Below are 21,973 nucleotides of genomic sequence, written 5' to 3'. Positions count from 1 at the left end.
GGTCGGTGATGGCTCAAGATGGCGGGCTATGCAGCCTTCCGCCGCAATTGGCTCACACTCAGCCACACCGCCGAAACCAGGAAGTAGAGGGCGCCTACTGCGGCATAGCCGGCCACGTTGGTGATGGATGGCGGCATCGGCATCCGCGCCTGCGCGATGAAAAACGTGCCTGCCAGTGCTGATTGCCCTCCGCTCAGGATCATCGCCCACTGCGCGCCAGAGCTCTTCCAACGGCGGACCGCGGTGCCGAGTTGAAGCAGGCCAGACAGGATCGCCCATAGGCCGAACACCCCAAGCACCCAATTCATGCTCATCTTCAGCGCAACAACGACCGCGAGCGTTGTCGCCGCGCTGACCACGACGTTGATGGTCTGGGTGCGATTCTGTCCCAATCCTCCGCTGCGCGATGCGTCGACAAAATTGGCGAGGGCATCCCATGCAGGATAAGCCACGAGCAAAACCGCCGCCACCACCCCGGAATTCTGTCCCACTGTAAAGGCAGCCGCCACCCAGACAGCCGAGACCGCCGTCCGTGCGAAGTAATAGAGCTTGAGCCATTGTTCCTGGCTGGCGCGGGAAAGATCGCTATTGTGAACCGTCATTGGATGTCCTTTCGACTAGTAGGTAGGGCTCTCGACGAACGTCGCAGAGCCGTTACGGCGATGGTTAGTTGAGGTCTTAGGATTGTATCTGGAGGGAACGCGGAGCGAGCCGCTCCAGGAGCGGGCGTGTCACGACGGCGAATATCTTCGGATCGCCATAGGCCCGCGCCGAAAGCATCGCGCCGTGGACAGTCGCCATGAACGCTTCAGCCTCGGCACGAGGGGCACCCATCAGTTGGAATCGGCCGAGCCGCGCACCGCGCTCCAGCACGGATGTCAGCCAAGCCGACAGGGAGCGGAAATGCGCCCGGACCTCAAGGCCAACTTCCTCGGGCAGCACGGGGAGTTCGCTTGCCAACAGCGCGCAGATACAAAACGGAGCGCTGGCATCCGCGATGCAGACTTCCCAATAGCCAGCGTAGTCCTGAAGCTGTTCGAGCGGATCGGAGACCTGAAGTTCGAGATTCGCCATCCCCGCTTCAGCTTCTTCCCGATACCGCGCAACCAGCGTTCGGACCAGATCGACCTTGCTTGGGAAATGGTGATGGATGCTCGCCTTACGAATCCCGACCACATCAGCGATGTCGGCATAACTGAAACCGTTGTAGCCGCCAGCGACGATCAGAGAACGCGCACAAGCCAGGATGTCGTCGGAGGTAGTAGACACGTTGCCCATCCCCTTACCTACCTTCTGGTAGGATGGCAGTCAAGCCCTCTTGCAACGCAACGACCAAAGAGAGAGCAGTAGCGTGGAATTGGGTGGCTATGGCGTAGACGTTATTCGATGTTCCTTGTGTCTCGGCCGCCATCAATTCAAAAAAGCGTCCGGTGTTTGTCGATCGAAGTAGCCGTCCCACTTCGACGAGAAGGCAACACCCTCCGGCCGACCGGACCACGGCTAATCGCCGCGCGGATCTGGGCGTTTGCACCGACCGCGCTATCTCCCCATCGTTAGCCTTGCTCTATCGCTGGTTGAGATCGGGAGGTTTCCATGGATCGGCGACTATTTTTGACAGGAATGTTTGGCATTGCCGGGGCCGCGGCCCTTGCAAGCACAGTTCGGCCAATCAACGCAGTGGCCGGCGTTCCAACTGCCAGAAGCGGCATTCTCGATGAACTCGAGGCGCCGGATGTCGAGACCTTCGACGACGACGAAACTCAAGCAGAGTTGCAACCAGTCTATCATCGCCGGTGGCACCGGCCGCGCCGGCGCCGCCGGCGTGCTTGGAGAAGGGTCTGTCGCGTTTACTGGCGGAATGGCTATCGGCGCAGGCGGTGCTTCCGCAGGCGCGTCTGGGTCTGGTTTCGATTCTAGCAATTGGCCGGCTTGAACCCTGGCCATCGCGGCCGGGGTTTTCGCCTCAGGCGACCGTTAGCGCCCTTAGAGAGTTTGTCTGACGGCGCCGGAGGAGGCTGACGGTGTTTGCAGGTTTCAGAGCCACCAGCTTGCGACTGGACTATACGACCATTTTCGCAAGGGTCGGGGGCACCGGTCCACCGCTGCTGCTTCTTCACGGTTTTCCAGAGACGCATCTGATGTGGAGGGATATCGCCGCAGCCTTGGCGCCCCGCTTCACGGTGGTCGCCGCCGACCTTCGAGGCTATGGCCAAAGCGGATGCCCGGTTTCCTCTGCCGATCATAGCCAATACGCCAAGCGCGCCATGGCCGGCGACATGGTTCAAGCCATGAAGCAGCTGGGGTTTGAGCGGTTCATGGTTGCCGGGCATGATCGCGGCGGGCGGGTTGCCTATCGCCTGGCGCTCGACCATCCCGACAAAGTGCTCAAAATCGCCGTCCTCGACATCGTCCCCACCGCCGCAACATGGGATCGGGCGGATGCCAGACTGGCGCTCGGCTTCTGGCCCTGGAGCCTGCTTGCCCAGCCGGAGCCCCTGCCGGAACGTCTGATCGGCGCGGCTCCCGATGCAGTCGTCGACGATGCAATAACGCAATGGGGATCGTCGACGAAAATGGTCTCCAAAGAGGTCAGGGACGCCTATGTTGATGCGCTTCGCGATCCCGCGCATATTCATGCGATCTGCGAAGAGTATCGCGCCGCTGCGACGATCGATCGTGAACATGACGCGCTGAACCAGGCAAACGGTCGTCGCATCGAGTGCCCGCTAATGGCGCTATGGAGTGGCGAAGGCGCCCTGGAGAACTGGTATGCGCAAGAAGGCGGGCCGCTGGCTATCTGGAGGAAATGGGCTGACAGAGTGGAAGGACGCGCTGTCCAAGGCGGGCACTTTTTCCCAGAAGAGCACCCCGACACGATAGCAGCGGTTCTCTCGGAATTCTTCGAGGACAAATAGGACGGTCAGGACAGAGGGTTGTAGAGGTCACATGCTTCAGTTACGCGGAACCTCGGGAGTGCTTCGCGGCCCCAGGTCGAGCATCCTCCGATATTCGTCTGTCCGGCATCAACGTGCTTGATAAGAGAATGAAGCCGATCTCCACGGCCACGCCTGTGATATGCAGCCTGATGTTTGTCGGAAGTTGTGCATCGCCTTTGCCTGCATCCTTTGATGCTGCGAAATACGACAAGATGAGTTGCGTCGAGCTCAACGTGGCGATCGGCACGGTCGCTGACGAGATGTCGGCAACAGCCATCGCTCGCGGCAAAGTCGTCCACACCAACATTCCGGATTGGCTGTGGGGAGGGCAGCGTGTCGCCTCGACCGTCGCTGCCCGCCAGAGCGCGAAGATCGAGCGCTTGCGGCAGCAGGAGGCTGCGATTGCGGCTGCGAGACGAAGCAGGTGCTGATTGCGTCACTGAAGTGGGTCTTCAGCCCGCCACACCGGACTGATGCGCAGCGATCGCGCCGAGGAATATCTCGCCGAAATCCTTGAGCTTGGCGGCGCCGACGCCGTTGACCGCGGCGAAGGCGTCCAGATCACGCGGGCAGCGTTCGGCCATATCGATCAGCGTACGATCCGAAAAGATCACGAAGGCCGGCACTTGGCGTTCCCGGGCAAGACGCAGCCGTACCGCCTTGAGCGCGGCCAGCAGCGCCGAATCCAGACCTTCCGTGTCTGCTGCGGTATCCACAGGACGTATCTTGCCTCGCGATGACTGGCGCGCGTCCACGCGATACCGGAATGAAGCCTCGCCCCGGGCGAGTTCACGGCCTTTCTCGGCGACGGCGAGGCCGCCATGGCCGGCTGAGTCCAATGTCAGGAACCCTCCCGCGACGAGTTGGCGAAGCAGCGACAGCAAGAGACTCTTCTTATGCGCCACACCGGTGCCGAAGCTGGCAAGCCTGTGGTGGTTCCTGGCCAGGACCTTCTCGGTCTCATGGCCGAGCAGGACATCGACAACGTGGGCAGCGCCAAAGCGCTCGCCGGTCTGTGTGATCGCTGCCAGGATGATCCGCGCCTCGGCGTCGCCATCCGCATGCGGCGCCTGGTCGAGGCAGTTGTCGCAATTGCCGCAAGGCGAAGCACTTTCGCCGAAATAGCCAAGCAGGATCTGGCGGCGGCATTGCGCCGTCTCGCAATAGCCGATCAACGTATCGAGCCGGCCATGCGCGCGCCTCTTGTGCTCCGCCGGTGCGCCCTCGTCGTCGATGAAAAGCCGGCGCATACGGATGTCGCCGAGACCGAAGAGCATATGCGCCTCGGCCGCCCGCCCGTCGCGGCCCGCCCGCCCGATTTCCTGATAGTAGGCTTCCAAGCTGCCCGGCAGGTCGGTGTGGAAGACATAGGCGACGTCCGGCTTGTCGATCCCCATGCCGAAGGCGATGGTCGCCACCATCACCACCCCGGACAAGGTCATGAAAGCGTTTTGATTCGCTTCACGCGCGTCCTTGCTCATGCCGGCATGATAGGCGAGCGCGCGTACGCCGTTCCGCTCGAGGAACGCCGCCATCTCGTCGGTCTTTTTGCGCGACAGGCAATAGACGATCCCGCTTCGGCCGGCATGGCGCTGCACGAAATTCAGCAATTGGCGCTTGCTGTCCTGCTTGGGCTCGATGCCTAGCTTGATGTTCGGTCGGTCGAAGCCGAGCACCACGGTATCGACGCGCCCGTCGAACAGTTGCGCGGCAATGTCGGTGCGCGTCGTCTCGTCCGCAGTCGCCGTCAGCGCAATGATCGGCACATCGGGGAAGATGCCGCGCAGCCGCGACAATTCTTCGTATTCGCGCCGGAACGCCGGTCCCCATTGCGAGATACAATGTGCCTCGTCGATGGCGATCAGCCGGACATCGAGCTTGGTCAACGCCTCGAGCATCCGCGGGGTCATCAGCCGCTCCGGCGCAAGATAGAGCAGCCGTGTCTGCCCTGCCGCGACGCGGCGCCATGCAGCGACATTGGCATCGCGGTCGAGCGAGGAATTGATCGTATCGGCCGCCACACCCGCAAGGCGCAATGCGGCGACCTGGTCCTGCATCAGCGCTACCAGCGGCGAAACGACAATGGTGAGCCCGCCCAGCACCAGCGCCGGGACCTGGTAGCAGAGCGATTTGCCCGCACCCGTCGGCATGACGGCCAGTACATGATGCCCGGCCAGCAGCGCCTCCATCACGGCCGCCTGGCCGAGACGAAAATCATCGAAGCCGAAGACATCCTTCAGGACGCGCCGCTTGGAATTCTCTGCCGGGATGCTTGCCGCAATCTGCATTACAGAACTTTCGCGGACACGGCCTGCCGAAATTCCCCGGCGAATCGCCGGGTGATTGCCTGGACAGCAGATTCGAACATTTATCGACCCCTCTGGTCCTGTCCTCGGCACCGCCTGAAGCGAACTTCTCTCTCATTGGCCGATATCAGACCGTCGTTCCAGCCCCTATTCGCCTTGGCTGTGAATATCGCGCCGCCTCGGAGCGGTTAATCCTATCTTCACCATCATTCGGCAGGTTCAGGTTCTGCGGTGATGTTTTGAGTACCGCGGCGCCACAAGCGCCCAGGCAACACGCCCGCGTCTCTCCGGAGGCGCGGGTTTTTCGTTCCGAGAACTGACAGCCTGATCTTCGGGCCCGCAGCTCAGTCGAGGAAATCGGCGCGGGGCGGCGTAAAGTTGTCGACCAGTCGTCCCGCCTCCAGTGCCTTGACGCCATGGACCAGGTTGGAAGGAACGATGAAGCTGCTTCCGGTTTCCAAGATCTCGGTCCTGCCGTCGATGGTGACCTCGAAGCGGCCTTCGGCGACGTAGCTCGCCTGGACATGCGGATGCGAATGCAGCGCGCCGACGCCGCTCTTGTCGAAGGCGAACTCGACCATCATCAGTTCGTCCGTGTGCAGGAGCACGCGCCTGCGATTGCCATCCGGCGTCGGCGTCCACGCACCCTCGCCGGCATGCGAGAAGATCTTGGTTCCGGTCATCGCCAAACTCTCATCTTTTGTTGTTCATCGCGCCAGCCAGCCACCGTCCACCGGCATCACCGCGCCGTGCATATAGTTCGACGCCGGCGCCAGCAGGAAGACGGCTGCGTCGCCGATGTCTTCCGGCGCGCCCCAGCGCCCGGCCGGAATGCGCGCCAGGATCGAAGCGCTGCGGTCGGGATCGGCACGCAGCGCCTCGGTGTTGTTGGTCTCGATATAGCCTGGCGCAATGCCGTTGACGTTGATGCCCTTTGCCGCCCATTCGCAGGCGAGCAGTCGGGTGATGCCGAGCACGCCATGTTTGGAGGCGGTGTAGGAGGCGACGCGGATGCCACCCTGAAAACTCAGCACCGAAGCGATGTTGACGATCTTGCCACGCCGTCCCGGGTCGGCAAGCACGCGCCTGGCAAAACTCTGGCTGAGGAAGAACACCGTCTTGAGGTTGACGCCGATGACGTCGTCCCAGTCGGCTTCGGTCAAGTCGACCGCATCGGCACGCCGGATGATGCCGGCATTGTTGACCAGGCCGTCGAGCGGCCCCGTATCGTCCCAGACGCGGTCAAGCATCGCCTGGGCGGCGGCATCATCGCCAAGGTCGCAGCGGACCGCCTCGAAGCGTCCGCCGGCCGCCGCAATCTTCTCCGCCGTCTCGTCCATCGCCGAGCGACCGACGCCGACGACCGCGCCGCCGGCACGCGCGATCGACACGGCGATGCCCTGGCCGATGCCGGTATTGGCGCCGGTGACGAGGATACGCTTGCCGGCAAGGCTGAAGGCCGAGAGGTCGCTCACTTGAGCTCCTCCATCGCCACCAGGTCGACATCGGTATAGTCGACATTGTCGCCGGCCATCGCCCAGATGAAGGCGTAGTTCGAGGTGCCGGCGCCCGAATGGATCGACCATCCCGGCGACAGCACCGCCTCCTCGTTGCGCACGACGAGATGACGCGTTTCGTCCGGTTCGCCCATGAAGTGAAACACCCGCGCCGTCTCCGGCAGGTCGAAATAGAGATAGGCCTCCATGCGCCGGTCATGCACATGGCACGGCATGGTGTTCCAGACCGAACCGGGGGCAAGCTGGGTCATGCCGACGACCAGCTGACAGGTCTTCACGCCGTCGGCATGGATGAACTGAAAGATCGAGCGCTCGTTGGAGGTCGCCTGGCTGCCGAGATCGAGCCGCTTGGCATCGCCGATGCAGATCAGCCGGTTGGGATGGCTCTGATGCGCCGGCGCGCTTAGCAGGTAGAACTTAGCCGGCTCAGCCGGATTGGTCGCAGCGAACGACACCTCATCGGTGCCCATGCCTAGATAGAGCATGTCGCGCGCCTGCAGCTCGTAGGATTGGCCTCTGGCTTTCACGACGCCTGCACCGGCGATGTTGACGATGATCATCTCGCGGCGGTCGAGAAAATTCTTGGTCCCGGTTGGCTTGATCGCCTGCAGCGGCAGCGGCGCGCCGGCGGGCATGGCACCGCCGACGATCATGCGGTCGTAATGGGTGTAGGTCAGGCTGATACGGCCGGGCTGGAACAAGTCCTCGATCAGAAAATTGTGACGCAGTTCGTCCGTGCCCATCGCCGCGGCAGAAACAGGATCGATGGCAAAGCGCGAGGTGAAATCCGTATGATTGTCAGTGTGATTCATTGCTGTCCCATGGAGCTGCCTCAATTGCTTATTCAGTTGCCGCGGCCTTGACCGAGTCGGCATAAAACACCTGACGCGCGTGCAGGCGTTCGCGATAGCGCTGCTGGCTGGCACCGAGATGCGCGCGCATCGCCTCCCGTGCCGCCTCGGCATCGCCTGCCGAGATGGCATTAAGGATCATCAGGTGTTCGCGCTGCAGGCCGCGCTGGTAGGCGTCGGACTGCGCGAATTCGGTCGACCAGGGCGAGGTCACATCGCAAGGGATGGCGCGCCGGCCGAGCACATCGAGCATCTCGACATAGAACGGATTGTTGGTGGCGCTGGCGATTGCGCGGTGGAAGGCGAGGTCGGCCGGTCCCGTCGGCTCGCTGTTGAGGAGCAGCCGTTCGAACTCGAAGAAGGCTTCCTGGATCGCCGCTTCCTGTGCGGCGTTACGGCGGAGGGCGGCGAGCCCGGCGGATTCGATCTCGATCGCCAACCTGACTTCGAGCACGTTGAGGGCAATTGAATCCTTGCTGCCCATCTCCGCTGCCAGAGCCCCGAACGCTGTCGAGATATGCTCGGTGACAAAGACGCCGGCGCCTTGGCGCGGCTCGACCAGGCCGTCCGCGGCAAGCTTGGCCAGCGCCTCGCGTATCACGGTGCGGCTGACCCCGAAGGTTTCAGTCAACTGGCCCTCGGTCGGCAGCTTTTGCCCACGCTGGATCTCGCCCGCCTGCAACTGCTTGCGGATCGCGGCGACGACGGTTTCCGAAAGCTTCGGTCTTCGTTCGACGCGGAGCCCGACTGCGGTGTCCGATGCCATGTCGCAACCCCTATTTGAAGACGCTCGGCAGCCATAGCGAAATGGCTGGAATGTAAGTGACGAGCGCCAGCACCACGAGGCCTGCGCCATAGAACGGCCAGATCGAGCGCATCGATTCCCAGACGGATATCTTGCCCACTGCGCACGCCACGAACTGCACTGCGCCCACCGGCGGCGTGTTCAGCCCGATGCCGAAATTGAGGATCATGATGACGCCGAAATGCACCGGATCGACGCCGTAGGCCTGCGCCACGGGCAGGAAGATCGGCGTGCAAATGATGATCGTCGGCCCCATGTCCATGAACGTGCCGAGGAACAGCATCAAGAGGTTGAGCAGCAGAAGCACGACCAGCGGATCGTCCGAGATCGCGTTCATGGAGGCTATCAGCGCTGCCGGTACTTTCAGGAAGGCCATCAGCCACGAGAATGCCGCCGCCATGCCGATGATAAGCAGCACCATGGCCGTGGTGCGCACGGCGCCATGGGTGGCATGAACGAACCCTTCCCAGGTCATCTGCCGGTAAACGAAGACGGTCACGAGCAGCGCATAGATGACGGCGATACAGGAACTCTCGGTGGCCGTGAAGACGCCCGATCGTACGCCGCCGAAGATGATCGCGATCAGCAGCAGGCCGGGCACCGCGACGGCGAAAAGATGCGCGACCGCGGTGAAGCCCGGAAACGGCTCGGTCGGATAGCCGCGGGAGCGCGCCACGAAATAAGCGGTGACCATCAGTGACAGGGCCAGCAGCAGGCCCGGGATGATGCCGGCCGTGAACAGATCGGCGATGGAGATCTTTCCGCCTGCCGAGATCGCGTAGATGATCATGTTGTGCGACGGCGGCAGCAGCAGCGCGATCAGCGCCGCCATCGACGTGACGTTGACGGCGTAGTCCGCTCCATATCCACGCGCCTTCATCTGCGGGATCATCAGGCCGCCCACCGCGGCTGCCTCCGCCACCGCGGAGCCCGAAATGCCGCCGAATAGTGTAGCGGTCGCGATGTTGACCTGCCCGAGGCCGCCGCGCAAATGGCCGACGAGCGAGCCGGCGAAGGCAACGATCTTGCTGGCGATGCCGCCGCGCACCATCAAGTCGCCGGCGTAGATGAAAAACGGAATGGCCAGCAGCGAAAAGACGCTCATGCCGGAATTCAGGCGCTGGAAGACGATCAGCGGCGGCAGGCCCATATAGAGGACGGTGGCCAGGCTTGCGACGCCGAGGCAGAAAGCGATCGGCGTGCCGATAAGCATCAGCAGGGTGAAGACGCCGAAGAGAATCCACAGTTCCATGGCGTCAGACCTTCACGTTGGCGGTGTCGAGTTCGGCTGCGACTTCGGCCGGCGGCAATTCATCGAGGGCATCGTCGATCGGCGCGCCGGAGAGGCGAAGCACGATGCGCTCCAGCGTGAAGAGCACGATGAGCGCGCCTCCCGCGACAAGCGGGACATAGTCCCAGCCCCCCGATATGCCGAGTGACGGCAAGACAGAGCCCCAGGTCAATGCGACCAGCTGGCTGCCATACCAGATCATGCCGATGCCGAAGGCGAGCGCGACGAGGTCCGAAATCATCCGCAGCCAGCGCTTGCCGCCTTTTGGCAGCACGTAGAGCAGGACGTCGAAGCCGAGATGATAGTTCTCGCGCACGCCGACGGCAGCGCCGAGGAAAATGAACCAGCTCATCAGCATCACCGAGCCCGGCTCGGTCCAGCTCGGCGAACGATTCAGAACATAGCGGCCGAACACTTGCCAGGCGACGAAGGCGGTCATCAGCACCAGCCCGATGCCGGCGATCGACAGCGCCGCCGTGCTGACGCGCGACATCACTTGCGCGACGCCGGACAGGAGCGGTCTTGGTTTTAGGCTGGAAGTCACCGGTTTTCTCCGCAAGAGGACGGCGGCGCGGGATGTCCGCGCCGCCGCTTGATCACTGCACGGCCTTGATGGCTTCGACCATGGCCTTCAGCTTGTCGTCCTTGATGTGCTTCTCGTAGACCGGGCCCATCGCGTCGATGAAGGGCTGCTTATCCGGCGTCGTGATCTGCGAACCGGCCGCCTCGACCTTGGCGCGCGATTCCTTGACCTTGGCGGTCCACAGCTCGCGCTGCTTGGCGACGCTCTCCTTGGCGGCCGCTTTGAAGATCGCCTGGTCTTCCGGCGTCAGCTTGTCCCAGCTCGACTTCGCCATGACGAAGGCTTCCGGCACCATCGTGTGCTCGTCGAGCGAATAGTATTTGGCGACTTCCGCGTGCTTGGCGGTGTCGTAGCTCGGAAAATTGTTCTCCGCACCGTCGATCACCCCGGTCTCGATCGCCGAATACACCTCGCCATACGGCATCGGCGTCGCGTTGGCGCCGAGTGCCGCCACCATATCGACGAAGATGTCGGACTGGATGACGCGGAACTTCATGCCGGCCATGTCGGCTACAGTGTTGATCGGCTTCTTCGAATTGTAGAAGGAGCGCGAGCCGCCATCGTAAAAGGCGAGCAGCACCAGCCCGACCTGGTCGAACGCCGCCGCGATCTGGTCGCCGATCGCCCCGTCCATGACCTTGTGCATATGGTCTTCCGAACGGAAGATGTAGGGCAGCGAGGGTACGGTGGTCTCCGGGATGAGCCCGTTGAACGGCGCCATCGAGACGCGGTTGAGATCGATCACGCCGGTGCGCACCTGCTCGATCGTGTCCTTTTCCTCGCCGAGTTGCGCGGAAGGATAGAGTTCGACCACATAGCGGCCGGCCGTGCGCTCTTTCACGAGCTCGCCGAAATATTTGACCGCCTCGACCGTCGGATAGCCGTCCGGGTGTGTGTCAGACGAGCGCAGGACCGTCTGGGCGCTTGCCGTTCCGGCCAGCAGTGCGGCGGCAAGTAGCGTAGCTCCCGCCCGTCTTGAAAAATGCAGCATTGGTTTCCTCCCGTTTGAACGATGGCGGCAAGCGCCGTTAGAGCCGGTACGCCTTTTTCGCGAGCGTATAGGCAAGTTCCTGCGCCAGCTCGTGCGCCTCGTCCTCGCCGAGCCGATGCTCGGCGACGAGACGCGCCAGATATGCGCAATCGACCCGGCGCGCCACATCATGGCGGGCCGGTATGGATGGAAAGGCGCGGGTGTCGTCGTTGAAACCGACGGTGTTGTAGAAACCGGCCGTTTCGGTGGTCATCTCGCGGAACCGGCGCATGCCTTCGGGGCTGTCGTGGAACCACCAGGCCGGCCCGAGCTTCAATGCCGGGTAGACACCGGCGAGCGGCGCCAGCTCGCGCGCATAGCTGGTCTCGTCGAGGGTGAACAGGATGATGGTGAGATCGCGCTCCAGCCCGACACAGTCGAGCAGCGGCTTCAACGCCGTCACATAATCGGTTCGAGTCGGGATATCGAAGCCTTTGTCCCTGCCGAACTTCTGAAAGACAGCCGGCGAATGATTGCGCCAGGAGCCGGGATGGATTTGCAGGACCAGCCCGTCGTCACGGCTCATCTTGGCCATCTCGGTCAGCATCTGGGCGCGAAACAGCTTTCGCTCGCGCTCGTCGTTCGAGCCCCGGCGGATGCGGTTGAACAGCTCCTCGGCGGCGGCATCCGAGAGATTGGCGGTTTCGGCCGTCGGATGGCCGTGATCGGAGGAAGTCGCGCCAAAGCTCTTGAAGAAGGCGCGCCGCTGGCGATGCGCATCGAGATAGCCGGCCCAATTGCCGGTGTCGCAGCCGGTGATCTCGCCAAGCCGGTCGAGATTGGCCGAAAAGCCTTCGAAGTCGGGATCGACGATCGCATCCGGCCGATAGGCGGTGACGACGCGGCCCTCCCAGCCGCTGTCGCGGATCATCTGGTGCCATCTGAGATCGTCGAGCGCGCCTTCGGTCGTCGCGATGACCTCAATGTTGAAGCGCTCGAACAGCGCTCGCGGGCGAAAATTCTCCCACTGCAGCAGCGTCGCGATCGTGTCGTAGTGGCGGTCGGCCGTCTTGGCATTCAGCGGCTCGTCGATACCAAACAGATGGGCGAGCACATGGTCGAACCACAGCCGGGTCGGCGTGCCGCGGAACAGGTAATAATGCTCGGCGAAGCGCCGCCAGATCGTTCTGCCGTCGGTTTCCACCGGCGAACCGTCACGCGTCGGCACGCCAAGCTCCTCAAGCCGAACACCCTGGCTGAACAGCATGCGGAAAATGTAGTGGTCCGGCACGATCAGCAACTGCGCCGGATCGGGAAACGCCTCGTTGAGCGCATACCAGCGCGGATCGGTGTGGCCGTGCGGGCTGACGATCGGCAGGTCCTTGACCGCGGCGTAGAGATCGCGGGCCAGCGAAAGCGGGCGCGCCTCGGCGGCAAACAGCAAATCTGGATCCGTCAATGCGGCCACGTAAATCCTCCCAATCCGGACATCGGTAGGGTTGGAAAGAAATAATGTCAACATACAAAAAATGGGTTGTTGTATGATGACTTTTCGTCGGCCATTGCCCATTGTGCGTGACGGCAACGGGTGTTACGCCGCCTGCCAACAGTGACCCAGCAACCTCGATCAGACACGCCGCGCAATGACCAATAGACGCCTTTCCAACAGCACGCTGAAGGCACTGCCGGCTTCGGTCGCGGTTCCCCGCTACGACCGCGGCGCTATTGCGCCAGGCATCGTCCATCTCGGCGTCGGCGCGTTCCACCGCGCCCACCAGGCGGCCTATGTCGACGACTGTCTGGCGGCTGGAGAGACAGGCTGGGGCATTGTCGGCGTGTCCTTGCGCAGTCCAGACACGCGCGACGCACTGGCGCCGCAGGATGGCCTCTACACACTGGCGATCAGGAGCAGCGTCGAAGAAGAGCTGCGCGTCGTCGGTTCGATCCTGTCGCTGCTGGTGGCGCCGGAAGATCCGGCTGCGGTGCTCGCCGCTCTGACCGATCCGCTCACCCGTATCGTCACGCTGACGATCACCGAAAAGGCCTATCTGAGGGCAGCCGGCGGCGGACTGGACAATACCCACCCCGACATCGTCCATGATCTGGCTAACCCGCAAATGCCACGAACGGCGCATGGTTTCCTGACGGAGGCGCTGTCGCGCCGCCGTGCCACCGGCATCCAGCCTTTCACCGTGCTCTGCTGCGACAACCTTCCGGCCAATGGCGCCACGCTGCACCGCCTGCTGGTCGAATTCGCCGCACTGCGCGATGCCAGGCTCGCCACTTCAGGCGATGCCAGGCTCGCCGCACACATCGCCGACGGCGTCGCCTTTCCGTCGAGCATGGTCGACCGCATCGTGCCGGCGACCACCGATGCCGACCGGGCGCGTATCGCCGTCGAGCTCGGCGTCGAGGATGCCTGGCCGGTGATGACCGAGCCGTTCTGCCAATGGGTGGTCGAGGACGACTTTCCGGCGGGCAGGCCGGCCTGGGAAAAGTTCGGCGTCACCATGGTCGGCGACGTCGGGCCGTTCGAGGACATGAAGCTGCGGCTGCTCAACGGCTCGCATTCGGCAATCGCCTATCTCGGCCTGCTCAGCGGCTACGACACGGTCGACCGCGCCTTTGCCGATCCGGCGATCCGGCAATTCGTCGACGGCTTGTGGGCCGAGGCGATCCCGACGCTGCCGCCGGACGCCGGGCTCGATACGGCCGGCTACACGGCCCAGCTCGCCGAACGTTACTCGAACACGGCGCTGGCCCATCGCACGGCGCAGATCGCCAATGACGGCAGCCAGAAACTGCCACAGCGCATCGTCGCCTCGGCCGTCGAGCGGCTGAGTGCCGGTGATCCCCCAGCCCATCTGATGCTGGTGGTGGCCGCCTGGATGGCCGCTTGCGAGGCGCGCGGCAAGACCTTGCCCGAAGCCCATTTCACCGACCCGATCGACACTCGGCTTACGGCGCTCGGCAGCCGGCCGGCTGATGAAGCTGTGACAGCGATGTTCGATCTCGCCGGCTTCGCCAGGGACCATTCCCAGCGCATGACACTGATTGATCTGACGACAGCCCATCTCGAGCGCCTGCGGCGGGGCGGGCCTGCCGCTGCCTTGGCGGCGCTTGGCATAGGGAGTGAGAAGCCATGAGACAGACTTGGCGCTGGTTCGGGCCCGACGACCCGGTGACGCTTGCCCATGTCCGTCAGGCCGGCGCCGTCGGCATCGTCAGCGCGCTGCATCACCTCAATGACGGCCGCGCCTGGCCGGCGGACGAGATCGCCAGGCGCAAGGCAGAGATCCAGGCAGCAGGCCTGACCTGGGACGTGGTCGAGAGCATCGTCGTCCATGAGGACATCAAGACCCGCAGTGGCGACTGGCGCACCCTGATCGACAATTATAAGGCCTCGATCCGCGCCGTCGCTGCCGCCGGCATCAACACCATCTGCTATAATTTCATGGCGATCACCGACTGGACGCGCACCGACCTCGACTATCCGATGCCGCATGGCGGCACGGCGCTGCGCTTCGATGTCGTCGAGCTCTGCGCCTATGACGTCTTCATCCTCGAGCGAAAACGGGCGGAGGCCGATCACCCGCCGGCCCGTGTCGAGGCGGCGCGTGTGCGGCTGCAAGGCATGAGCGAAAGCGACAAGGCGAGACTGGAGCTCAACCTGATCGGCTGGGTGCCGGCGCGCGAATTCATCTTCGATCGAGCGAGCTTCCGCCGCGCCCTCGACCTCTACAAGGACGTCTCTACCGAAGGACTGCGCGAAAACCTGTTTGCCTTCCTGCGCGAGATCGTGCCGGTTGCCGAAGAGGCCGGCGTCAGGATGGCGATCCACCCCGACGATCCGCCTTTTTCGTTGTTCGGCCTGCCGCGCATCGTTTCCAAGGCAGCCGATGCCCGCGCGCTGCTCGACGCCGTCGCTTCGCCGGCTAACGGACTGACACTGTGTACCGGCTCCTACGGCGCGAGCGCGCAGAACGATCTGCCGGCAATGGCGAAGGCTTTCGCCGAGAACATCCATTTCGCCCATCTGCGCAATGTCACCAAGGAGCCCGACGGCTCCTTCCACGAAGCCGAGCACCTCGACGGCGACACCGACATGGTGGCGGTCGTGTCGGCGCTGATTGGCGAGGAGCGGCGGCGCAAGGCGGCAGGCAGGGCGGACTGGCAGATTCCGATGCGTCCGGACCATGGCCATGCCATTGTCGACGACATCGGCAAGAAGGTGAACCCCGGCTATTCCTGCATCGGCCGCCTGAAGGGCCTCGCCGAACTGCGCGGCGTCATGCGCGCCGTGGAAGCGCTGACGGTGTGAGCTATTTGCCTGACGGATCCAATACTTGCCGGGAAGAATAGTCGACGCCTTTAGAATTCCAGAACAGCCGCACGGCCTTGCCGACCAGATTTTCACTGGGAATAAACCCGACGCTGAATCGGCTGTCGGAGGAATTGTCCCGATTGTCGCCAAGTGCAAAATAGTGGCCTGCGGGCACGATCCACGAGTTCGTGTTGTCCCCGATGGATGAATCTGTCAGGTTGAGAACGGTGTAGGACACGCCCTCTGGCAAAGTTTCACGTTGAAGTTTGACTGGATCGGGGAACTCTTCGGACGAAAAAGAGCCGATATCCTCGAGCCCCACCGCTACCTCGTTGATGTAAAGCATCCCGTCGATGATCTGGATCTTTTCGCCCGGAAAGCCGACGATCCGCTGGATGTAGTTCACGCTCGGATCGGGCGGGAACTTGAATGCCACCACATCTCCCCTTTTGGGTTCCGCGCCCAATAGGCGCCCGTCAAATGAGAGCACGTTGAAGGGCACGCTGTAGCGACTGTAGCCGTATGCGGATTTGGACACGAAGAGATAGTCGCCCTCCCGCAACGTCGGCGTCATGCTGCCAGACGAGATCGAAAACGATTGGAACACCAACGAGCGGATTACAAACGCAGCCACGATGGAGGCGTAAAACGCCAACACGAACACCGACACCCCTTGCGCATACCATTTGTCCGGCTTGAACCGATGCGCAAAGGGAACAACGAGCGTCGCCCACAGGATCATCAAGCCGATACCTGAAAAGTTGCCCGCCGCCGCAAGATCCATGCCCGGCACCACCGGAATTCCGATGTAGCAAAGCGCGATGCTGACAGCACTGATCACAAACAGGCTTATGACAGCCAGTTTGCCAGCGCCAATCCATAGAAATCCGCCAAACGGGCCGCCAAGGGCCGACACCAGGGCCGTCGACCATCTGGATCGCGAGACTGTTTCTTGTTGCACTGTTTGTTCTGTCATCGGCCCCCCACGCCAAGGCAGCCTGACTGTTCACCAAATAAAAAAGCGAGGCAAGCCTCGCTTTCTCGACGCCGAACTGATCCTTCGCGTTAAGCCGGCAGGATGGCGCCTTCAAGCGTGGTGAGCTGGTTAAGGAACTGCTCGGCCTTGCTGCGGGTCTGGTCGTCCTTGGCGTCGGCGGCGTCTTCCCTCGCCTCCTGGATGCGGCGGGCAAGCTCGGCGCGGTCGATGTCGCCGACGGCCACAGCCGATTCCGCCAGCAGCGTGCAGCCGGCCGGAACGATGTCGGCAAAGCCGCCGAACACCACGTAGCGTTCTTCCTTGCCGGAAGCGGTCTTCAACGTGACGACGCCCGGCTTGATCGTGGTCATGACCGGTGCGTGATGCGCCATCACGGTCATTTCGCCCTCGGCGCCTGGGATGACGACGGATTCGACCTGCTCGGAAACCAAGAGGCGCTCCGGCGAGACCAGTTCGAACTTGAAAGCTTCAGGCATGATCAATTTAGCGAATAGGGAATAGTGAGTAGCGAGTAGTGAAGAAACTCGTCCGGCTCATAGACCCCTATTCGCTACTCCCTATTCGCTATTCGCTTTGGCTTACGCCGCTTCAGCCGCCAGGCGCTGTGCCTTCTCGACCGCTTCCTCGATGCCGCCGACCATGTAGAAGGCGGCCTCCGGCAGGTGGTCGTAATCGCCGTTGCAAAGGCCCTTGAAGCCCTTGATGGTGTCGGCGAGGTCGACCAACTTGCCCGGCGCGCCGGTGAACACTTCGGCGACGAAGAAGGGCTGCGACAGGAAGCGCTCGATCTTGCGGGCGCGGGCAACCGTCTGCTTGTCCTCTTCCGACAGCTCGTCCATGCCCAGGATGGCGATGATGTCCTGCAGCGACTTGTAACGCTGAAGGATCGACTGCACCTGGCGCGCGACCTGGTAGTGCTCCTCGCCGACAACCATCGGGTCGAGCATGCGCGAAGTCGAATCGAGCGGATCGACCGCCGGATAGATGCCCTTTTCCGAAATCGCGCGGTTGAGCACGGTCGTCGCGTCGAGGTGGGCGAATGAAGTCGCTGGTGCCGGGTCGGTCAAATCGTCGGCCGGCACATAGATCGCCTGCACCGAGGTGATCGAACCCTTGGTCGTCGTGGTGATACGCTCCTGCAGCGCGCCCATGTCGGTGGCCAGCGTCGGCTGGTAGCCCACGGCCGAAGGAATGCGGCCGAGCAGCGCCGACACTTCCGAGCCCGCCTGCGTGAAGCGGAAGATGTTGTCGACGAAGAACAGCACGTCCTGGCCCTGGTCGCGGAAGTATTCGGCAACTGTCAGGCCGGTCAGGCCGACGCGCGCGCGCGCGCCCGGCGGCTCGTTCATCTGGCCATAGACGAGCGCGGCCTTGGAGCCTTCGCCGCCGCCCTTCTTGTTGACGCCGGACTCGATGAACTCGTGATAGAGGTCGTTGCCTTCGCGGGTGCGCTCGCCGACGCCGGCGAACACCGAGAAGCCGCCATGCGCCTTGGCGACGTTGTTGATCAGTTCCTGGATCAGCACCGTCTTGCCGACGCCGGCGCCGCCGAACAGGCCGATCTTGCCGCCGCGGGCATAGGGGGCCAGCAGGTCGAGCACCTTGATGCCGGTGACCAGGATCTGCGCTTCCGTCGACTGCTCGACATAGGTCGGCGCCGGCTGGTGGATCGAGCGCATCTCGATGCCGTCGACCGGGCCTGCCTCGTCGACCGGCTCGCCGATGACGTTGATGATGCGACCGAGCATGCCAGGGCCGACCGGCACGGTGATCGGCGCGCCGGTGTCATAGACGTCCTGGCCGCGAACCAGACCTTCGGTGGAGTCCATGGCGATGCAGCGTACGGTGTTTTCGCCGAGATGCTGGGCCACTTCGAGCACCAGGCGATTGCCGACATTGATCGTCTCAATCGCGTTCAGGATCGCCGGCAGATGTTCGCCGAACTGCACGTCGACAACAGCGCCGATGACCTGGCGAACCTTGCCCGCCAAGCCGGTTTTCTTGATGGTAGCGGCCGGCGTATTCACGGCGGCGGCCTTGGTTGCTGCCGCCTTCTTGGCCGGAGCGGCCTTTGCTGCCGCCGGAGCCTTTGCTGGTGCCGCGGCCTTAGGGGCTGCCGTCTTCGGGGTCGCTGCTTTCGCCATCGTCTTTACCCTTTTCGTCTCTTTGTTTCTCACACGCTTGAGGTCGATGACCTCCTTGGGAGCGTGCCTAGAGCGCCTCGGCGCCCGAAATGATTTCGATCAATTCCTTGGTGATCTGCGCCTGCCGCTGGCGGTTGTAGGTGATCGACAATTTGTTGATCATGTCGCCGGCATTGCGCGTCGCATTGTCCATGGCGCTCATCTTGGCGCCCATCTCGCCGGCCGCATTCTCAAGCAGCGCGCGGAAGACCTGCACGGAGATGTTGCGCGGGATGAGATCGGAGAGGATTTCGCCCGGCTCCGGCTCGTATTCGTAGACAGCGCTGCCACCATCCTTCGCTTCAGCAGCATCCGAAACCACGCCCGCCGGGATAATTTGCTGCGCTGTCGGGATCTGGCTGATCACCGACTTGAACTGCGAATAGAACAGCGTGCAGATGTCGAAGCCGCCTTCGTTGAACAGGTGGATCACCTTCTTGGCGATGGCATCGGCATTGACGAAGCCCAGCGTCTTGACCTCGCGCAGATCGACACGCTCGATGATCAGCGCCCCGTAGTCGCGGCGCAATATGTCGAACCCCTTCTTGCCGACGCAGATGATCTTGACCTGCTTGCCGTCGGCCAGAAGCTTGCGGATGTGGTCACGGGCAAAGCGGGCGATCTGCGAATTGAAGCCACCGCACAGGCCGCGTTCGGCCGTGCAGACGACAAGCAGATGCACGTCGTCCTTGCCGGTGCCGGTCATCAGCGCCGGGGCATCGCCGCCACCGCCGATCGCCTGGGTGATGTTGGCCAGCACCGCGCCCATGCGCTCCGAATAGGGACGCGCCGCTTCAGCCGCTTCCTGCGCGCGGCGCAGCTTCGCCGCGGCGACCATCTGCATCGCCTTGGTGATCTTCTGCGTCGCCTTGACCGAGGCGATACGGTTACGAAGGTCTTTTAACGAAGGCATGCTTCAAACCTGATCCCGTCCGGCCCACTCAAGCAAAGGTCTTGGCGAAGGCGTCGATCTCTGCCTTCAGCCTGGCGCGCAGATCGTCGGACAGCGCCTTCTCCTTGCGGATGCCGTCGAGCACGTCCTTGCCGGCCGAGCGCATGTGCGACAACAGCCCCTGCTCGAACTTGCCGACCTGGTTGATCGCCAGCTTGTCGAGATAGCCGTTGACGCCGGCGAAGATCACCGCGACCTGCTCCTCGACCTTGAGCGGCGAGAATTGCGGCTGCTTCAAAAGCTCGGTCAGGCGCGAGCCGCGATTGAGCAGGCGCTGCGTGGCGGCGTCGAGATCGGAGCCGAACTGCGCGAAAGCAGCCATTTCGCGGTACTGCGCGAGCTCGCCCTTGATCGACCCGGCAACCTGCTTCATCGCCTTGATCTGCGCCGAAGAGCCGACGCGCGACACCGACAGACCGACATTGACCGCAGGACGGACGCCCTGGAAGAACAGATTGGTTTCCAGGAAGATCTGGCCGTCGGTGATCGAGATGACGTTGGTCGGGATATAGGCCGACACGTCGTTGGCCTGCGTCTCGATGATCGGCAGCGCCGTCAGCGACCCGCCGCCATTGTCGTCGTTGAGCTTGGCGGCGCGCTCGAGCAGGCGCGAGTGCAGGTAGAAAACGTCGCCCGGATAGGCCTCGCGGCCCGGAGGACGGCGCAGCAGCAGCGACATCTGGCGATAGGCGACGGCCTGCTTCGACAGATCGTCATAGCTGATCAGCGCGTGCATGCCGTTGTCGCGGAAATATTCGCCCATGGTGCAGGCGGTGAACGGCGCCAGGAACTGCATCGGCGCCGGATCAGACGCGGTCGCAGCGATGATGATCGAATAGTCGAGCGCGCCGCGCTCTTCCAGCACCTTGACGAACTGCGCCACGGTCGAGCGCTTCTGGCCGACGGCGACATAGACGCAGTACAGCTTTTCCTTCTCCGGGCCGTTGTCGTGCACCGATTTCTGGTTGAGCATGGTGTCGAGGATGATCGCGGTCTTGCCGGTCTGGCGGTCGCCGATGACCAGCTCGCGCTGGCCGCGGCCGACCGGGATCAGCGCGTCGATGGCCTTGAGGCCGGTCGACATCGGCTCGTTCACCGATTTGCGCGGGATGATGCCGGGCGCCTTGACGTCGACGCGCTTGCGTTCGGTGGCCTGGATCGGGCCCTTGCCGTCGATCGGGTTGCCGAGCGCATCGACGACGCGGCCGAGCAGGCCCATGCCGACAGGCGCATCGACGATGGCGCCGGTGCGCTTGACGGTATCGCCTTCCTTGATGTCACGGTCGGCGCCGAAGATAACGACGCCGACATTGTCGGCTTCGAGGTTGAGCGCCATGCCGCGGATGCCGCCGGGGAACTCGACCATCTCGCCGGCCTGGACATTGTCGAGGCCATAGACGCGGGCGATGCCGTCACCGACGGACAGCACCTGGCCGACTTCGGAGACCTCGGCCTCCTTGCCGAAATTCTTGATCTGGTCTTTCAGAATTGCGGAAATTTCCGCGGCGCGGATGTCCATCAGCCGACCTCTTTCAGTGCAAGCTTGAGCGAATTGAGTTTGGTTTTGAGCGACGTATCGATCTGGCGCGAGCCGATCCTGACCACCAGCCCGCCGAGCAGCGACGGATCGACGGTGACGGTGATCGCCACATCCTTGCCGGCGACGCTTTTCAGCGCCGCTTTCAGCTCGGTTTCCTGGGCAGGCGTCAGCGCATGCGCCGAGGTGACCTCGGCGGCGGTCTCGCCGCGGTGTTCGGCGGCGATCTGGCGGAACGCCTTGATCATTCCTGGCACGGCGAAAAGCCGGCGGTTCTGGGCAACGACGCGCAGGAAATTGCCAGTGAGGCCCGTGACCCCCGCTCTGTCGCCGATCGCGGCGATCGCCTTGGCCTGGTCTTCGCTGGAGAAAACCGGGCTCCTGATCAGCCGCGAAAGGTCAGCGCTGCCTTCGAGCATCGCTTCGAAACTGTTGAGGTCGGTCTCGACGCTGGCCACCGAATTGGCCTGCAGCGCGAGTTCGAACAGCGAACCCGCATAGCGTTCTGCGACACCTGAGATTGGCGATGACGATTGGGCCACGGACCGTCTTTTCTCTTGTCTGACAGGCCGCAGATTGTTGGCGCGAGCAAAAACTCTGGCTAAATCTTTGACCTTACTGCATTTTTCCAAGCACGGAGGCGCGGCTTCCGCTATCCCCGGTCGAAAGTCGATTGCCGTCTAGCACAGGCATTTTCAGACCGCAATGCGTCGTCCGGCAT

General features: G+C 63.0%; 21 protein-coding genes. 4 read left to right on the top strand and 17 right to left on the bottom strand.

Annotation, left to right across the window (positions count from 1 at the left end; all coding sequences use genetic code 11):
- Positions 1-26: 26 nt before the first annotated feature.
- Both NKH43_RS14200 and NKH43_RS14195 read right to left on the bottom strand, forming a co-directional pair.
- Positions 27-602 carry a DUF308 domain-containing protein gene (locus tag NKH43_RS14200; protein WP_352858709.1) on the bottom strand — a complete coding sequence of 192 codons (576 nt, stop codon included), beginning with the start codon at positions 600-602 and terminating at the stop codon, positions 27-29.
- 76 nt (positions 603-678) lie between these two features.
- Positions 679-1,278, bottom strand: coding sequence for a TetR/AcrR family transcriptional regulator (locus tag NKH43_RS14195; protein WP_352494133.1), 600 nt, complete (start codon positions 1,276-1,278; stop codon positions 679-681).
- Positions 1,279-2,021: 743 nt separating this feature from the next.
- Between NKH43_RS14195 and NKH43_RS14190 the strand changes: the two genes are divergently transcribed.
- Both NKH43_RS14190 and NKH43_RS14185 read left to right on the top strand, forming a co-directional pair.
- A complete protein-coding gene (locus NKH43_RS14190) occupies positions 2,022-2,915 on the top strand; it encodes an alpha/beta fold hydrolase (protein ID WP_023719689.1) in 894 nt (297 codons plus the stop codon).
- Between the two features lie 197 nt (positions 2,916-3,112).
- On the top strand, positions 3,113-3,367 hold the full coding sequence (locus NKH43_RS14185; protein WP_245278615.1) for a hypothetical protein: 255 nt from the start codon (positions 3,113-3,115) through the stop codon (positions 3,365-3,367).
- A 21-nt stretch (positions 3,368-3,388) separates the two neighbouring features.
- On the opposite strand, the gene recQ is transcribed toward NKH43_RS14185, so the two are convergent.
- From recQ to uxaC, 9 genes are all read right to left on the bottom strand, one after another.
- A complete protein-coding gene (recQ, locus tag NKH43_RS14180; protein WP_352858707.1) occupies positions 3,389-5,224 on the bottom strand; it encodes a DNA helicase RecQ in 1,836 nt (611 codons plus the stop codon).
- A gap of 362 nt (positions 5,225-5,586) precedes the next feature.
- The gene (locus NKH43_RS14175; RefSeq protein ID WP_352858706.1) at positions 5,587-5,925 is read right to left on the bottom strand and encodes a cupin domain-containing protein; all 339 of its coding nucleotides are present in this window, start codon (positions 5,923-5,925) and stop codon (positions 5,587-5,589) included.
- Between the two features lie 24 nt (positions 5,926-5,949).
- Positions 5,950-6,717 carry a 2-dehydro-3-deoxy-D-gluconate 5-dehydrogenase KduD gene (gene kduD, locus NKH43_RS14170; protein WP_352480961.1) on the bottom strand — a complete coding sequence of 256 codons (768 nt, stop codon included), beginning with the start codon at positions 6,715-6,717 and terminating at the stop codon, positions 5,950-5,952.
- Positions 6,714-7,571: a 5-dehydro-4-deoxy-D-glucuronate isomerase gene (gene kduI, locus NKH43_RS14165; RefSeq protein WP_352858704.1), complete on the bottom strand. Its 858-nt coding sequence runs from the start codon at positions 7,569-7,571 to the stop codon at positions 6,714-6,716. The genes kduD and kduI overlap by 4 nt, the downstream gene beginning before the upstream one ends.
- A 28-nt stretch (positions 7,572-7,599) precedes the next feature.
- The gene (locus tag NKH43_RS14160; protein ID WP_352858702.1) at positions 7,600-8,376 is read right to left on the bottom strand and encodes a FadR/GntR family transcriptional regulator; all 777 of its coding nucleotides are present in this window, start codon (positions 8,374-8,376) and stop codon (positions 7,600-7,602) included.
- 10 nt (positions 8,377-8,386) lie between these two features.
- Positions 8,387-9,667, bottom strand: a complete 1,281-nt coding sequence (locus NKH43_RS14155; protein WP_023719696.1) for a TRAP transporter large permease — start codon at positions 9,665-9,667, stop codon at positions 8,387-8,389.
- A gap of 4 nt (positions 9,668-9,671) precedes the next feature.
- The gene (locus NKH43_RS14150) at positions 9,672-10,199 is read right to left on the bottom strand and encodes a TRAP transporter small permease (RefSeq protein WP_023719697.1); all 528 of its coding nucleotides are present in this window, start codon (positions 10,197-10,199) and stop codon (positions 9,672-9,674) included.
- A gap of 103 nt (positions 10,200-10,302) precedes the next feature.
- Positions 10,303-11,280, bottom strand: a complete 978-nt coding sequence (locus NKH43_RS14145; RefSeq protein WP_352858700.1) for a TRAP transporter substrate-binding protein — start codon at positions 11,278-11,280, stop codon at positions 10,303-10,305.
- Between the two features lie 37 nt (positions 11,281-11,317).
- On the bottom strand, positions 11,318-12,727 hold the full coding sequence (gene uxaC / locus NKH43_RS14140) for a glucuronate isomerase (RefSeq protein WP_352494129.1): 1,410 nt from the start codon (positions 12,725-12,727) through the stop codon (positions 11,318-11,320).
- Positions 12,728-12,902: 175 nt separating this feature from the next.
- Between uxaC and NKH43_RS14135 the strand changes: the two genes are divergently transcribed.
- Both NKH43_RS14135 and uxuA read left to right on the top strand, forming a co-directional pair.
- Complete coding sequence (locus NKH43_RS14135; RefSeq protein WP_352640112.1) at positions 12,903-14,405, top strand: mannitol dehydrogenase family protein; 1,503 nt, start codon at positions 12,903-12,905, stop codon at positions 14,403-14,405.
- Positions 14,402-15,580: a mannonate dehydratase gene (gene uxuA, locus NKH43_RS14130; protein ID WP_352480964.1), complete on the top strand. Its 1,179-nt coding sequence runs from the start codon at positions 14,402-14,404 to the stop codon at positions 15,578-15,580. Before NKH43_RS14135 ends, uxuA begins: the two co-directional genes overlap by 4 nt.
- Position 15,581: 1 nt before the next feature.
- Here uxuA and lepB read toward each other — a convergent pair whose 3' ends face one another.
- The 6 genes from lepB to NKH43_RS14100 form a co-directional block, all read right to left on the bottom strand.
- Positions 15,582-16,559 carry a signal peptidase I gene (gene lepB, locus NKH43_RS14125; protein WP_502895829.1) on the bottom strand — a complete coding sequence of 326 codons (978 nt, stop codon included), beginning with the start codon at positions 16,557-16,559 and terminating at the stop codon, positions 15,582-15,584.
- Between the two features lie 89 nt (positions 16,560-16,648).
- Positions 16,649-17,056, bottom strand: coding sequence for a F0F1 ATP synthase subunit epsilon (locus NKH43_RS14120; protein ID WP_023719703.1), 408 nt, complete (start codon positions 17,054-17,056; stop codon positions 16,649-16,651).
- 102 nt (positions 17,057-17,158) lie between these two features.
- The gene (gene atpD / locus NKH43_RS14115) at positions 17,159-18,724 is read right to left on the bottom strand and encodes a F0F1 ATP synthase subunit beta (protein ID WP_352494126.1); all 1,566 of its coding nucleotides are present in this window, start codon (positions 18,722-18,724) and stop codon (positions 17,159-17,161) included.
- A gap of 67 nt (positions 18,725-18,791) precedes the next feature.
- The gene (locus NKH43_RS14110) at positions 18,792-19,676 is read right to left on the bottom strand and encodes a F0F1 ATP synthase subunit gamma (protein WP_023719705.1); all 885 of its coding nucleotides are present in this window, start codon (positions 19,674-19,676) and stop codon (positions 18,792-18,794) included.
- Between the two features lie 28 nt (positions 19,677-19,704).
- On the bottom strand, positions 19,705-21,234 hold the full coding sequence (gene atpA, locus NKH43_RS14105; protein WP_023719706.1) for a F0F1 ATP synthase subunit alpha: 1,530 nt from the start codon (positions 21,232-21,234) through the stop codon (positions 19,705-19,707).
- Positions 21,234-21,794, bottom strand: a complete 561-nt coding sequence (locus NKH43_RS14100) for a F0F1 ATP synthase subunit delta (RefSeq protein ID WP_352858697.1) — start codon at positions 21,792-21,794, stop codon at positions 21,234-21,236. The genes atpA and NKH43_RS14100 overlap by 1 nt, the downstream gene beginning before the upstream one ends.
- Between the last annotated feature and the right edge of the window lie 179 nt (positions 21,795-21,973).

The sequence above is a fragment of the Mesorhizobium sp. M1163 genome, assembly GCF_040318415.1.
Classification (GTDB): Bacteria; Pseudomonadota; Alphaproteobacteria; order Rhizobiales; family Rhizobiaceae; genus Mesorhizobium.
Note: the sequence above shows the minus strand (reverse complement) of the source record. Positions and strands in the feature narration are given on the sequence as shown.

What these genes read in the sequence shown, in the direction of transcription:
- NKH43_RS14200 (WP_352858709.1), bottom strand. Translation starts at nt 602, where the DNA reads ATGACGGTTCACAATAGCGATCTTTCCCGCGCCAGCCAGGAACAATGG.
- NKH43_RS14195 (WP_352494133.1), bottom strand. Translation starts at nt 1,278, where the DNA reads ATGGGCAACGTGTCTACTACCTCCGACGACATCCTGGCTTGTGCGCGT.
- recQ (WP_352858707.1), bottom strand. Translation starts at nt 5,224, where the DNA reads ATGCAGATTGCGGCAAGCATCCCGGCAGAGAATTCCAAGCGGCGCGTC.
- NKH43_RS14175 (WP_352858706.1), bottom strand. Translation starts at nt 5,925, where the DNA reads ATGACCGGAACCAAGATCTTCTCGCATGCCGGCGAGGGTGCGTGGACG.
- kduI (WP_352858704.1), bottom strand. Translation starts at nt 7,571, where the DNA reads ATGAATCACACTGACAATCATACGGATTTCACCTCGCGCTTTGCCATC.
- NKH43_RS14160 (WP_352858702.1), bottom strand. Translation starts at nt 8,376, where the DNA reads ATGGCATCGGACACCGCAGTCGGGCTCCGCGTCGAACGAAGACCGAAG.
- NKH43_RS14155 (WP_023719696.1), bottom strand. Translation starts at nt 9,667, where the DNA reads ATGGAACTGTGGATTCTCTTCGGCGTCTTCACCCTGCTGATGCTTATC.
- NKH43_RS14150 (WP_023719697.1), bottom strand. Translation starts at nt 10,199, where the DNA reads ATGTCGCGCGTCAGCACGGCGGCGCTGTCGATCGCCGGCATCGGGCTG.
- NKH43_RS14145 (WP_352858700.1), bottom strand. Translation starts at nt 11,280, where the DNA reads ATGCTGCATTTTTCAAGACGGGCGGGAGCTACGCTACTTGCCGCCGCA.
- NKH43_RS14135 (WP_352640112.1), top strand. Translation starts at nt 12,903, where the DNA reads ATGACCAATAGACGCCTTTCCAACAGCACGCTGAAGGCACTGCCGGCT.
- uxuA (WP_352480964.1), top strand. Translation starts at nt 14,402, where the DNA reads ATGAGACAGACTTGGCGCTGGTTCGGGCCCGACGACCCGGTGACGCTT.
- lepB (WP_502895829.1), bottom strand. Translation starts at nt 16,559, where the DNA reads ATGACAGAACAAACAGTGCAACAAGAAACAGTCTCGCGATCCAGATGG.
- NKH43_RS14120 (WP_023719703.1), bottom strand. Translation starts at nt 17,056, where the DNA reads ATGCCTGAAGCTTTCAAGTTCGAACTGGTCTCGCCGGAGCGCCTCTTG.
- atpD (WP_352494126.1), bottom strand. Translation starts at nt 18,724, where the DNA reads ATGGCGAAAGCAGCGACCCCGAAGACGGCAGCCCCTAAGGCCGCGGCA.
- NKH43_RS14110 (WP_023719705.1), bottom strand. Translation starts at nt 19,676, where the DNA reads ATGCCTTCGTTAAAAGACCTTCGTAACCGTATCGCCTCGGTCAAGGCG.
- atpA (WP_023719706.1), bottom strand. Translation starts at nt 21,234, where the DNA reads ATGGACATCCGCGCCGCGGAAATTTCCGCAATTCTGAAAGACCAGATC.